The organism is Chitinophaga sp. CC14 (genome assembly GCF_048957795.1).
Classification (GTDB): domain Bacteria; phylum Bacteroidota; class Bacteroidia; order Chitinophagales; family Chitinophagaceae; genus Chitinophaga; species Chitinophaga ginsengisegetis.
The window spans coordinates 313332-327054 of sequence record NZ_JARBFY010000006.1 but is presented as its reverse complement, the minus strand read 5'-3'; the positions used below and the strand labels follow the sequence as shown (position 1 = coordinate 327054).

The following is a 13723-nucleotide window of genomic DNA, read 5'->3' as shown; positions in this document are numbered from 1 at the left end:
ATCTAACCCGTGGGGGAATAGTGAGTAGCCTGTTAATAGGTGTATTTGCAGTTATCATCGCGCTGAGAGTTACCGGCAAATTAAAGATCGATGTAAATGCCCGCACCATTTCAGTACAACCTGTTTTCTTTATGTCTCCAACGGAGTACCGGTTTGAGGACTTTCAGAATTTCCTCATTTCAAAACAGTCGTTTATCGTTACTGTAAACGCAACGGCTGCTATGATCATGGATAAAAATGGCAAACGGAAATCGGTGATGCTGCACCAGACTATGTTTCTTACAAAGCCGTTGCAGCAGGTTACAACAGAAATAGCCGGCATCATGGGCCTGGAGGAGGAAGACATCGCTTAAACCTGTAATGATGGCATCGTATAACCTGAAAGCTGTTGACGGGAAACTGAGTTTCCAACCTAACGGCGTATACAAAGGCAAAATTATTTCCTGTGTAATACTGGCGGCAGCAGCCTTCATTATTCCGCTGGTATGGCCGCTCAATTACGAGGTATCCAGGTTTATAATGTGTATAGGCGTTATCTGTGGCTTTTACGCTGTGTACGACTTCCTGTTTAAAGTAAACCTCACGTATGTTTTTGATGAGCGTACCCGGGAGGTTTATCTGAAAGCACCTGGTTTGTATTCGAGGAAACTCATGTCATTTGAAGAAGTATATATTTTGCAGGAAACAACTAATAACGACCTGCAGTATGTTATTTCTAATAAAAAAGACAGGTTTGGCAGGAATTATGCTGTCAGCGACTATTTTCCGGATACAAAGAAAGGAAGAAAGCGACAGGAAGTATTTGAAACAGAAATACTGGATGCTATAAACGACATGCTATTTACGGTCAAAGCACCGAATATTTAAATCTTGCAGGATGGGATTACCTTTTATTGAAATCATTGAATCTGTAACACCGGATCCTAATGCGTTAATGTGGAAGTTTGCAGATGCAGATAAGGAAATTAAGGATGGTGCCGTACTCACCGTAAGGGAAAGTCAACACGCCCTTTTCCTCAACGAAGGGCAGCTGGCGGATGTATTTCCTGCCGGGAAGCACACCCTGAAAACCGAAAATATTCCCATACTCACAAGGCTCCGGGGTTGGAAATATGGTTTTGAAAGTCCCATTAAAGCAGACATTTATTTTTTCAACACCCATCAGTTTGTAAACCTCAAATGGGGTACCCCGGCGCCGGTGTTAATGAAGGATGCCACCTTTGGGCAGGTACGGGTAAGGGCTTTTGGTACCTATAATATCCGTATTACAGACGTGTCAAAGTTCTTCAAAGAGTATGCAGGCACCTGGCCACGACTCAGCATCACAGAGCTGGAGTTACAGTTACGCGATTTTATAGCACCGAAGTTTGCCGAAGTACTTGCGCTGGCGCAAATTTCCGTGGTAGATGCAGCAGGTAATATTTCCGGGCTAAACGAAAAAATACAACCTCTCCTTCAGCCATACTTCACTGACTTTGGCCTGGAAATTACCCGCTTCACCATTACCAGCATCACCCTGCCGGAAGAAGTGCTTAAACAATACGACAAAGTTACCGGTATGAACATGGTAACAGACATGAATAAGTTTTCGCAGTACAGCATCGCCAATGCGATGGACAAAGAACATTCCGATTTAGGAGATGGCGCCCGGCAGGCAGTAACAATGGGCCTCATCACCAATATGGTTACCCAGGGAGCTATGCAGCCCAAACCCGCTCCCGCAGCAGATATCACGGAAAGACTCAAACAACTGAAAGCACTCTTCGATGCGCAGCTGATTACAGAACAAGAGTACGCTGCCAAGAAAGAAGAACTGCTGAAATTACTTTAACCCTCAACCCGCAGGATTATGGCAGAGGAAAAGAAACGGATACAAGCCTACCTGGAACAGCTCAAAAATAAGGTGGAGACCCAGGAAAATTATGGCGGCGAAATAACAAACGAAGAAGCCAGAATGGATATTCGTGATTGTCCCGAATGCGGTGCAGGACGGGCCTATCACAAAGGACTCACTGCCTGCGCCTACTGCGGTTTTGTATTCATGGATACAAAGCTGACGGATGGTGTGAATATCAGGAAGGAAAATAATTCATAGATCATGTTCAACTTATTCAATAAGAAAAATGAGAACCTTGCCCTGATCGAAGAGATGAGAACCAGGCAGGAGAGATGGTTTGTTTTCCTGGAGAAGCTGGAAGCCCGGATGGAAGAAATGAACACGGCTGCCGTACCTGAACTGCAGAAAGTTTTCCGCCAGGACACAGATCCTTATAAACGCGCGCACATCCATATGCTTTCGGGGCTGCTGGGACAAATTAACCAGATGCGGAATAAGGCGAACGAGGTAAAGGAAGATAATATTGTTTGTTTTATGCAGGAAGCCGAAGCATCGCTCCCCTCCATTATTTCCAGTGCCGGGAGTGAGTACCGCAGGAAGCTGTATACATTCAGAATGGCCTGCCTGGACCGGCACAATGTTTTTGAAGACAAAATAAACCATGCCATTTCCCTGCTGCAGGGCGCCGCTGGTGAACAGGACCTTGAATCGGCATACCAGGAGGAACTGGCAGCATTTGAACGGATACGTGATAAGTTCAGTTGCAAACAGTGTGGCGGCAATATCACTATTCCCAGGATGTTTTTTATTGATACTTATATCACCTGCCCGTTCTGCCAGTCGCAGAATACTTTTAGTCCCTCTACAGGAGCGCGTATGGTATTGCACCAGGCCCGCAGCCTGGCAGAGCAGCGAACGGCTCATTTGCTCCGGAGCTATGAAGCCAGTAACCCGAAGAATCCGGACTTGTACCGTCACTACCTGCGTTGCATGTTTGATGAATGGAATAAGATAGTACCTGATATGGTAGTGGAGAATGAGAAATTTTACGAGCGTTTACTAAATGAATATAATATTAATCATCATCCTTAAATAGAAATTATATGTCTGGTAATCCATTATTAGAACCTATTCACGGCATTACATTAGAAGATTACGGCGCCGCCTGCGCGAGACTCGGCAGCGGTTTAAGTGAAGATGACGTAGCAAAGGCTTTGGGGGTTGAATTACCCGTTTGGCAGGAAGCCAACCTGCTGTGGCCTGAGCGGATGAAGCAGGACGCCACCTTTCACATTGTTACCCTCTTTGGCCAGTACTTTGGTCAGGCTGATCAACACCCGAAGTTCAGCGGCTTAAAGGCCAGTGCGTCACCGGAGGGTGCGGGCAATATCGAAAAAATTAAACAGGATAAAGACTTCTACCAGGAGCTGGAAGTGGCCCGGCAGGTAGCCTACGACTATGGCCTGGACGGCGCGCAGTGGATCGTCGATAATTACGGTATTCCCATCGGGGATTTCCAGATTGCTGCGTCTTTATGGAATGACCAGATCCACCGGGATATCCAGGCTGACTATGCCGGGTATAATCAACGGCAGGCAGCCTACCAGGCAAAGTATCAGCAGTTGTTTGCTGAAAAGCAGGGTGGAAACGTAGCAGATGATATCGAGTTTTAAAGATATTTTTTTGTAACACTCCAAATAAAAAGAAAGGCTGTATCACATGATACAGCCTTTTCTCATTTGGGCACCTGACCGGAACATACATTTCTTTAGTAGTTCAACGACAGCACCCGCTGGGCTAAGCCCTTTCCGGTGAGGCTGCCGGTTTCGCTGTCGAAGTCGTAATGAATACCGCCATACACTCTTGAAATGGAGGCTTCATTGATCATATCAGTGACGCTGTTGAAGGAACGTGGGGAGAATCCTTCCGGCACTTTTTGTTTATCCGTAAACACGAATCCGTTGCCAAAGCGTGCAGCCAGGATGTTGCCTGCTGCACTGGTAAAAGTAGCATGACCGGACGTGTACGACGGGAAAGGAGGCGTGCCTATCAGCGGCGACCAGGTACTGTCGATATGCGAGCGGATATACGTAACAGGGCGAAGCAGGTTATACTGGTATTTATATTTCCAGCAAAGGATGCCTGCATCGTTCAACCCTATTCCTACCTGTGCAAACAGTGTAGCCGCCTGGCCGAGGCTCAGGTGTTGTTCCGTAACCAGTTGCGTGGTGAGTGCAATCAGGTGACCGGGAGGTGTGAAGGTACCGCCGCCATCTGCCCAGTAACGGGCAATGAGGGTTTCTTCCGGTGTAAGTGTTTTCCCTTTCTGGTAAACAAAGTAGGCCGCCTTGTAGAAGGTGCTGAAAGTATCTGTTGAAAAAGCAGGATGCGGGATCACTGCTGAATCAGCTGCCGTAGGCTTAACCATCGGGCGGTTCTTTCCCCAGTAAGGTAACATGGCGCGCTGGAAAAGTGGCGGTGTGGGCACCCAGTAAGCTGGTCCTACCGGCGGCGTATAGTCGGTAGGGAAGTTGTTCAGATAGCCGTCTTTTCCTCCGTCTGAAGCAGACCATTGGTAAATAGCAGTGGCGATTGATTTGCCAAAACTGATAGAACGGGTCGCCACTTCGGGGGAGCAGCTGTCCGTATACGCCTGGAGATTGTCGCTTTCCAGCTGGTTGATCAGGCTGAGGTTCTCAACACTGGCATTGGCAAAAAGGCTTTTAATAATCTGCGCCATCGCACTGTTGGCAGCTATGGCCCAGTTGTAGCGCTTCCATCTTTCCGGTGCAGGAAGACGGCCAAGCCCGTTGAGCTGTCCGCCCAGTGAAGGCGCTCCGTTCATGCCGCCCAATACTGCCTCGCGGAGTGCAACGCCGGTATAGGCTATAGCCCTGGCTGCCACGGGTGGACTAAACCCCGGCGTTTCTTTTATCAGCTTCAGCTCCAGCGCATACCAGGAAACAGGGACGGCCACCTCTCCACCGGATACCAGCGTACCGGCTACCATGTTTTTTGATGCATCAGGAACAGACTGAAGAAGCGTGTCATTCTTTTTACATGCCACTATACTGACAAGGAGAAAAAGTCCCGCACAACGGGATAACAAACAATACGATTTCATTTTTTCTTTCTTTTTAAGGTTAACATAAAGTGGTTAGATACAAACAATTCCGGCGTTTCCCATCGGGCAGGGAAATCAGCGTATTCGGATTTACCCGGCTAAAGTAGCAGATCACAACGCAGCCAATTAGCGTAGTGCGTGCTTTTTTTAATTGAATAAAAGTTTAAATTGTAAATGATCCGTGAACACCCCGGATCCGCGCCTGGAAATCTATCTTAATAAAAGAAATTTTTATCAGCGCATAACATCCCTAAAACAAATTATAACATGAATGCTGAATCATTAATCAGCTATGGAGGGTTACTCATCGTATTCCTTTCGGTATTCGGACAAACAGGATTGTTTTTCTGCTTCTTCCTGCCCAGCGGCGGCCTGATGTTTACCGCTGGTGTACTAACGGCCAACGGGAATTTCAATTATAATATACTGGTGGTTTGCGCGCTGTGCGCCGTTGCTGCCATTGCCGGTAATGTAACCGGGTATTGGATTGGCCGGAAAACCGGTCATCTGCTGAAGAATAAGAAAGACTCCGGGATCTTCCGCCGGCAGTACCTCGTATCAGCAGAAGCATTCTATAAAAAATATGGCGCCACCGCGCTAACGGCAGGCATATTTCTTCCTCTCATCCGCACGTTTGCACCCATTGTGGCAGGAATGATCGGACTTGATTTCCGCCGCTTCCTGTTGTTTGTTACCATTGGTTCCATCGCATACGGATTCAGCTTTGTACTGGCCGGCTATCTCATTGGCAGCATGCCTTTCCTGAAACCTTATCTTAAATATTTTATCATTGTTATCATCGTTACAGTCACCATCCCTGTAGTGATACGTATCGTGAAGGAATTCCGGAAATCATCTTCCTAACTGTATATTTTTGCTATTGTATTTTTATATTTCTCCGTGACTACCTTCCTTTTCAGGCTGAGCTTTGGCGTCATTTCCCCGCCGGCAATACTCCATTCTGTGGTAAGCAGTTCAAACTTCTTAATTTGTTCCACATGATTAAAGTGCTGGTTGTAATTGTTCACTACCTCCTGATACATGTCCAGCACCTTCGGTATTTTAACGGCATCTTCATTGGTGGTGTAAGGAATATTCTGCTGGTTCATCCAGTACTTCAGGTAGGTAAAAGCCGGAACAATTAATGCGCCCGTAAATTTCTCCCCTTCACCTACTACCATGATCTGTTCAATAAAAGGACTTTCCTTGAATTTATTTTCAATGGGCTGAGGGGCCACATATTTTCCTCCGCTGGTTTTAAACAGCTCTTTCTTACGGTCTGTTATTTTCAAAAATTTATCATCTACCCATGATCCCACATCCCCGGTGTGCAACCAGCCATCAATAACGGTTTCGGCGGTGAGGTCCGGTCTTTTATAATACCCCATCATTACCGATGGACCCTTTACACAGATCTCGCCATCTTCTGCCAGCTTTACTTCAATACCGTTAATGGGCGGACCTACGGTACCAAACTTCATATCGCCGGGTGTTTTCCGGTTCACACAAATAACCGGACTGTTTTCGGTAGGCCCGTATCCTTCGTACACAGGGATCTGCGCGGCGTTAAAAATACGCAGTAATTTTTCCTGGCAGGCAGCGCCACCGGTTACTATAAACCGGATCTTATTACCGAGCGCCTGCCGCCATTTACTGAATATTAATTTATTGGCAATGGCCAGCTGCAGGTTGTACCACGCGCCTCCGCTGATATTGTTATCATACTTTCCGGCAAGGGATACCGCCCAGAAAAACAGTTTACGTTTGACACCTGTTAATTCGCTGCCGGTAGCCATTATTTTTTCAAATACTTTTTCCAGCAGACGGGGAACGGTGGTAAAGCCATCCGGACTAATCTCTTTCAGGTTGGCGCTGAGTGTATCCATGCTTTCGGCATAGTAAATACTGATGCCGCTATACAGGTAGATATAAGTTACGCACTTCTCAAAAATGTGATTCAGTGGTAAAAAACTCAATACCTTACTGGGCTGCGGAGAATCTTCAAACGGAAAACTTTCTTTGGACAATAAAACATTCGACACAATATTATGGTGCGACAGCATTACGCCTTTGGGTGTGCCGGTAGTACCGGAAGTATAAATAATGGTGGCCAGGTGATGAGGATCGATGCCCGCTTTGATGCTTTCCACCTGCTCCAGCAAGGCGGGAGTGGCCTGCGCCGGAATGGTGGACCAGTGTGTTGTGCCGGGTATTTCATCAAAGGTATAGATATGTTGTAAAGAAGGAACCCCTTCCCGGATACTGTTTACTTTATCAAGCAATTCCTTACTGCTCACAAACATATATTTTACCGCGGCATCTTTCAGGATAAACTGCAGCTCGGCGGGGTTGGTAGTAGGGTAGATGGGCACCAGCACAGCGCCTGTTTGCTGCACAGCCAGATCTGTGAATACCCATTCCGGGCGGTTGTTGCTGATAATAGCAATTTTATCGGCGCCTTCGGGCGTAAAGTCGTTCCCGCCAACACCCAGTTGCAGCAGTCCTGCACTGAAACGATTTACAATTTCAACAACACTGGCGGTGTCATAGGTTTTCCATTGTCCGTTGATCTTAGCCGCCAGCATATCAGGTTTAGGGAATTGGGCTAACTGCCAGGCAACAGCATCAAAAAGTCTTCTCTTGGAAATATTGTTCATACGTGAAAATTAAGGAGTATACTTTACCGTTAAGATAAATATACTAAAAAATCAGTATGATTTCAGGGCTGACTGAAGAAGTTAGGGCACCATTACGCCCTTATCCTTTATAAAAGCAATCAATAATAGATGAAGGAGATGGCATTTTATGTCGCCTCCTTTATTATCAGGTGTAAAACGGACAATTAAAAAAACAGCTTTCTTACTGATATTTTTATGTTATTCCTTTATGGTATTTGAATGATATTTGATTGATTGATAAAAAATATTTACATTTCGGGTACATCCAAAATTTTAGCCAACCCAATTGATACCAAGATCAGTTTTGCCGTAAAAGATCCACGCATGCCTGCAAGAAAAGACGTTTGTTTTGAGGAAGCTGCTTTATGGAAGCGATTTAAAGGTGGCGATAAAGCTGCTTTTACGCTGATTTACCGCGAATATACCAGGTACCTGTTTGAATACGGTTTCAGGTTTTGTACGGACCGGGAGAAGTTGAAAGACATGATCCATGATCTTTTTATAGAGATGTGGAACAGCAGGGATACCGTCAGCGACGAAGTGGCCATACGGTTTTATTTATGCCGCAGCCTGAAGTATAAACTGATCAGGGCCAATTATCAATACAGAACTGCTTCCGGCAGGCAGGATAAATTCCTTCACCAGTATAACCAGGTAGAATCTACCGTAGAAGAAAGGATCATTGATGCAGAAATCAGTGATTCACGCAGTATCCTGCTCGATAATGCGATCCGGAAATTATCGCGGCGGCAGCAGGAAATTATCACCCTCCGCTTTTATATGGGCTTTACCAATGCCCAGATTGCAGAACTGATGCACATGAAGTACCAGTCTGTGAGCAATCTCCTTTATAACGCCCTGGGGCGCATCAAAGAAACGCTGGAAACCACTCCGTTCGCCCGGCGCCTGCTGGAAACCTTTTACCTCTTTCTCTGACATCCTGTTTCCGCTATAGCAGGGCATTTCCGCCTAAGTTAAAAAAACTTTAAATTTTTTGAGTATAAAATGAGCGTCTTTGTCATTTATGATAAAGGGGCAGTTAATTGTCTCAAAAAAAACAGCTGCATGAAGCATTTTGGAGAGGATACCTGGGAATTTATCCGGGACGATAGCTTTGTTCAATGGGTGTTACGCCCCGATGCGGTTAATACCGCCCGGTGGGAGCAGTGGATGGCAGCGCATCCCGAACGGGTCGCTGATCTCGAAAAGGCCCGCAGTATGGTGCTGGCATTGGGCAACGTACCGCAACCCGCAGTAGACGAATCGCTGCTGCAGGAAGTATACGCCGCCCTCGACGAACATATCGCGGAAGAACGCCCCGCTACGGAATGGGCGCCGGCACGCATAAGAAGGATTTCGCGTTACAGGTGGTGGGGGGCAGCGGCCGCAGTGCTGGCAGGTATTACCCTGTTATCCATCTACCTGAAAAAAGACAACAAAACACCGGTAGCCGCGAAGCTGGACAGCCACATGGAAAATGAGCAGCTTACCCGTATCAACACTACTAATGCCAATCAAATCGCCTGGCTCACAGATGGTTCCACCGTAGTGCTGAATGCAGGCGCTTCTATCCGCCACGATGCCTTTTTATTACAACCAAAAAGAGAAGTATTTCTGAAAGGTGATGCGTTTTTTGATATCGCCAAAGACGCTGCCAGGCCATTCTTTGTATATACGCCTGAAGTGGGGATCAAGGTGCTGGGAACGAGTTTCCGGGTAACAACAGAAAACGGGAGTTTAACGGTGACCGTAAAAACCGGTAAAATAGCCGTGTACAACCTCGCCGATAAAGAACAGCGCAGTTATGTGGTTACACCAAATCATAAGATCCGTTTTAATACCCGTACCTCGGCATTTGTGGCCGATTCGCTGAATACCAGCGATGTGGCAGCATTACTGCCTGCCGTGGAGCCACCACCTTTTGTATTTGACAATACCGCCGTAACAGACATCTTCCAGGCAATGGAAGCGGCTTACAGTATAAAAATTAATGCAAGCGAGGAAGTGTTTGGGAAGTGCATGATCACCACTACCATCACCAATGAATCATTTGAGAATAAACTGAAAATCATTTGTGCAGCTATCAATGCCAGCTATAAAATCAGCGGGGGCCAGGTATATATTACCGGGAAGCCCTGTAGTTAAAAGTATTGTTCACTTGTAATTCCGCTAAAATGATCCCTGAGTTCACTTGACTATCAACCAAAAAAAAGTGGCGATGCACTAACACCGCCACCCTGTAATTTTTTCCTGTAACGTCTGGACAACTGCCACAGGAAAGGATTTGTCGTACTAACGTTTTCATTAATCACAACAAAACACTTGAAGTTATGCACAAAATTGCAAACTCCAACCGGACTGTCATATTTTTTATGAGGGTTACTCTTCTGCAAATAGGTTTTCTGCTCAGCCTGATCACCTGTACATTCGCCCGGGATGTGCACGCACAGGAAGTATTGAGCAAAAAGGTGTCATTAAATATGCCGCCCACCGACCTGCGTAATATCCTCAGGGCAATTACGGAGAAAACTGCCGTAAACTTCACCTATAATAACAGCACATTACCCGTTAAACAACGGGTTGCGGTAAAGGCCAGCGATGAGCAGCTGGGCGAAGTGTTACACCGTCTGCTCAGTCCATTGCACATCACTTTTGAAGTGATCAATGAACAGATTGTGCTGAAGAAAGAAGCCCCTATGAATATTGAGGGGTTTAACGTGCTGTTTCAAAAGATCAGTGGTATCGTAAAATCCAACGACGGCAGCCCGTTGCCAGGTGTGAATGTAATGGTGGCCGGTACCAACAGGGGTACCGTCACCAACGTGGAAGGGCATTTTGAGCTGGACGCAAAGGAAGGGGATGTCCTTGTATTTTCTTCAATTGGTTTTGCCCAGCAACGTGTAACTGTAGGCGCCAACCCGGTACTGAATATCGTGATGACTACCTCCGCCACCTCGCTGGATGCGGTAGCCGTAACCGCATTGGGTATCAAAAGAAGTGTAAGAACATTGGGCTATTCACAGGAAGAAGTAAAAGGGGGAGAAGTAGCTAAATCCAATGCGCCCAATATTGTGAATGCACTGGCCGGAAAAATGGCAGGTGTGAATGTAACCAGTCCGAATGGTGTGGACGGTGGTACCACCCGCATCGTTATTGGCGGTAACAACACTATCCAGGGCGATAACCAGCCCCTGATCATTGTGGATGGTATGCCTATGGCCAATGACCTTGCGCAGCCTTACGATGTGCGTAATGCACCTACCGGTAGCGCCATGTACGCCGGCAACAACGCAAACGCTGCCAGCACCAGTTCTCCGAAAGATTTCGGTAGCCCTATCAACATGATCAATCCCGAAGATATTGAAACCATCAGCGTGCTGAAAGGTCCCACCGCCGCCGCTTTGTATGGTGGTAAAGGCGCTAACGGCGTTATCCTGATCACCACTAAGAAAGGCGCAAAACGCAACGGTTTGGGTGTGGACTATACCTATGGCTATAAAAATATTGACCCATACCGTTTCCTCCAGTTGCAGAATGAATATGGCGCAGGAGGTATGGTATCGTTAGATCCGCCGCAATATTTAACAGATGCCAACGGCAATCCGAAGTTAACAGAAAACTGGAGCGGCATGTTTGTGGATCCAAAAACAGGCTCCGGTCCTTTTGGCGTAAATACCTGGAACCAGGTGGGATGGGCCGGTTCAGGTCTTTCCTGGGGCCCGAAAATGGATGGCAAAACGGTCACCTGGTGGGATGGTTCCCAACAGGCAGATGTACCGCAACCCGATAATATTAAACTGCTGTTCCGTAATGGTACACAGTCAACACATAACGTATCCCTTTCCGGCGGTAACGAATGGGGATCTATCCGGGCATCCTATTCCCGCCTGGATAATGAAGCAGTATTGCCAAACAGTGATTATTACCGCAATACCTTCAACCTCGGCGCCAACATGAAGCTCACAAAAAGAGTAAATGTGCAGGTTACTTCCTCCTACATCGTTAATCAATATCATAACCCTCCGCAACTGGGTAACGACGATGCCAATTCCTGGATGAAACGCCTGGTATACAATGCCGGCAGGAACTACCGCGGCGAAGATATCGGCATCTATAAAAATGAAGACGGCTCACAGAACACCCTTTCCGGTTTTCCGTGGGTGGGAAATGGCGGCTATACCGTGTGGAATATCTTTGAAAATAATACGGTTCAGAACAGGCGTAAATTACTGGCCGGCGTACAGCTGAATTATGAAGCCACCGATTTCCTGGATTTTGTTTTCCGCGGAGGACTGGATAATAACACCAATGAGCTGACCATCAAAAACAAACCTACGGATGTTATAGGCATCACCAAAGGATATTATGGTCATGGTACAGAGCAGGACAACGCTTCCAACATGGATTTCATCGGAACGCTGCATAAAGAAAACCTGCTGAACGGTGTGCTCAACGCAAAGTTCTCACTGGGTGGAACCATTTACCAGCGCGACATGTACGGCATGTTTAATTACAACGATAACTGGGCAATCCCCAATGTATATTCACTGAACACAGGTACTTATCTCGGCAACCCGCACCCGGTAACAGAAAGCCAGCTGCGTAAACGCATGAATTCTGTATACAGTTTCATTAACCTGTCGTACAAGAATTATCTTTACCTGGATGTAACCGGTCGTAACGACTGGTCATCCGCCTTGCCTAAAGATCAGTGGTCTTACTTCTTCCCGTCTTTTGCAGGTAGCTTTGTATTTTCTGATCTGCTGAAGACAGATCCGGCTATCCTCAGCTTTGGTAAAATAAGGGTAGCGTGGGCGCAGGCAGCAGTAGATCCTGCTCCTTACCAGGTTAACTATAATTATTCCAGCTTAACATTCGCAGGCCAGGCGGCTAACCTGCTGCCAAGCTCACTGCCGGCGAAAGACTTCAAACCAGCCATTAACACCACCGCTGATTTCGGCGTTGTGTTAGGCTTTCTCCATAACCGTTTGAATGCTGATTTCAGGTATTATAAAGGAAAGTCCAGGAACCAGATCCTCAGCTCTCCACTGCCTATAAGCTCCGGGGTGAGCACCATTGTGGTGAATACCGGTGTGCTTGAAAATTCAGGTATGGAACTGATCCTGCGTGCTAAAGTAATTGACCGGAAAGAATTTGGATGGGATGTATCCCTTAACCTGGCGCACAGCAACAATAAATTGTTGTCGTTGTCTGACGGTACTGACCGCGTAGATATGGCGAGCGCCTGGAACGATGGCGGCGGACACGGCCCGGTTATTTCAGCAAGAGTGGGCGACCAGTTTGGTACCATTTACGGGCATGATTATATCTACGATCCAAAAACCGGCCTGCCATTGATGGTGAAGGATCCTTTCGGCAATACAGCCATGAACGGTACCCTGTACCAGGCTACCGATGGATTGGTGCCCTTGGGCAACGCTACGCCTAAATTAACCGGTGGTATCACCAATACATTTACGTTCAAAGGCGGCATTTCTGTAAGCACGCTCATTGATGCAAAAATCGGCGGCGACATCTGGTCCGGTACCTATGCTACCATTATGCAACAGGGCCAGGCGCCGGAAACACTGAAAGAAAGGAATGGCGGCGGGCTGCCATACACTACGCCTAATGGCACACAAACCAACTGGGGCGTGGTATTGCCCGGTGTATTCCCCGATGGAAAAGTGAATGATAACGTAGTGCATTACTATTATAAATACATGCCTTACGGCGTATGGAGCAGTACCGATCTGGGCTCTGGCGTGAAAGGAAGCGACTGGATCAACAGGGGCGCTGTGCTGGAAAATACCTGGGTGAAGATGAGAGAGATTGCTGTTAACTACCAGGTGCCACAGAGCTTTGTAAGAAAAACAAAAGTATTCCAGGCCGCATCACTGTCGCTCGTAGGAAGGGATCTCTTTTACCTCTACACTTCATTGCCCGATCATATCAACCCGGAAGGTGTAAACGGTGCAGGCAATGCCCAGGGGCTGGAGTTTATGTCTATGCCGAGCTTCCGCTCTTTAGGTTTCCAGGTAAGGGTTTCTTTTTAAAGGAACAGATCTACTCACCGATTAAAAT

The 13723-nt window shown here is 46.9% G+C and carries 12 protein-coding genes; 10 read left to right on the top strand and 2 right to left on the bottom strand.

Features of this window, described 5'->3' with window-relative positions; translation table 11 throughout:
- The first annotated feature begins 20 nt into the window (after nucleotides 1-20).
- From PV783_RS31790 to PV783_RS31765, 6 genes are read left to right on the top strand one after another with little or no spacing between them, the layout of a single operon-like run.
- Nucleotides 21-353, top strand: a complete 333-nt coding sequence (locus tag PV783_RS31790; protein WP_420990820.1) for a hypothetical protein — start codon at nucleotides 21-23, stop codon at nucleotides 351-353.
- 10 nt (nucleotides 354-363) lie between these two features.
- Complete coding sequence (locus tag PV783_RS31785; RefSeq protein WP_420990819.1) at nucleotides 364-867, top strand: hypothetical protein; 504 nt, start codon at nucleotides 364-366, stop codon at nucleotides 865-867.
- Nucleotides 868-877: 10 nt separating this feature from the next.
- Nucleotides 878-1831, top strand: coding sequence for an SPFH domain-containing protein (locus tag PV783_RS31780; RefSeq protein ID WP_420990818.1), 954 nt, complete (start codon nucleotides 878-880; stop codon nucleotides 1829-1831).
- An 18-nt stretch (nucleotides 1832-1849) separates the two neighbouring features.
- Complete coding sequence (locus PV783_RS31775; protein WP_079472063.1) at nucleotides 1850-2095, top strand: hypothetical protein; 246 nt, start codon at nucleotides 1850-1852, stop codon at nucleotides 2093-2095.
- 3 nt (nucleotides 2096-2098) lie between these two features.
- Nucleotides 2099-2929: a hypothetical protein gene (locus PV783_RS31770; protein WP_420990817.1), complete on the top strand. Its 831-nt coding sequence runs from the start codon at nucleotides 2099-2101 to the stop codon at nucleotides 2927-2929.
- 11 nt (nucleotides 2930-2940) lie between these two features.
- Nucleotides 2941-3510: a DUF6620 family protein gene (locus PV783_RS31765; RefSeq protein ID WP_079472061.1), complete on the top strand. Its 570-nt coding sequence runs from the start codon at nucleotides 2941-2943 to the stop codon at nucleotides 3508-3510.
- A gap of 95 nt (nucleotides 3511-3605) precedes the next feature.
- Here the strand turns inward: PV783_RS31765 and PV783_RS31760 are convergent, their stop codons facing one another.
- Nucleotides 3606-4961: a vanadium-dependent haloperoxidase gene (locus PV783_RS31760; RefSeq protein WP_420990816.1), complete on the bottom strand. Its 1356-nt coding sequence runs from the start codon at nucleotides 4959-4961 to the stop codon at nucleotides 3606-3608.
- A gap of 267 nt (nucleotides 4962-5228) precedes the next feature.
- Between PV783_RS31760 and PV783_RS31755 the strand changes: the two genes are divergently transcribed.
- Complete coding sequence (locus PV783_RS31755; protein WP_079472059.1) at nucleotides 5229-5825, top strand: DedA family protein; 597 nt, start codon at nucleotides 5229-5231, stop codon at nucleotides 5823-5825.
- Here PV783_RS31755 and PV783_RS31750 read toward each other — a convergent pair.
- Nucleotides 5822-7618 (bottom strand): AMP-dependent synthetase/ligase, encoded by a 1797-nt coding sequence (locus tag PV783_RS31750; protein WP_079472058.1) that lies wholly within the window; start codon nucleotides 7616-7618, stop codon nucleotides 5822-5824. The two genes, PV783_RS31755 and PV783_RS31750, sit on opposite strands and share 4 nt — an antisense overlap.
- A 345-nt stretch (nucleotides 7619-7963) precedes the next feature.
- Here PV783_RS31750 and PV783_RS31745 point away from each other — a divergent pair, with 345 nt between their 5' ends.
- From PV783_RS31745 to PV783_RS31735, 3 genes are all read left to right on the top strand, one after another.
- Nucleotides 7964-8575, top strand: a complete 612-nt coding sequence (locus tag PV783_RS31745; RefSeq protein WP_143313674.1) for an RNA polymerase sigma factor — start codon at nucleotides 7964-7966, stop codon at nucleotides 8573-8575.
- Between the two features lie 129 nt (nucleotides 8576-8704).
- On the top strand, nucleotides 8705-9784 hold the full coding sequence (locus PV783_RS31740; RefSeq protein WP_159454410.1) for a FecR family protein: 1080 nt from the start codon (nucleotides 8705-8707) through the stop codon (nucleotides 9782-9784).
- A 185-nt stretch (nucleotides 9785-9969) separates the two neighbouring features.
- Entirely contained in the window at nucleotides 9970-13695 is a 3726-nt protein-coding gene (locus PV783_RS31735; protein WP_420990815.1) for a SusC/RagA family TonB-linked outer membrane protein, read from the top strand.
- Nucleotides 13696-13723: the final 28 nt, after the last annotated feature.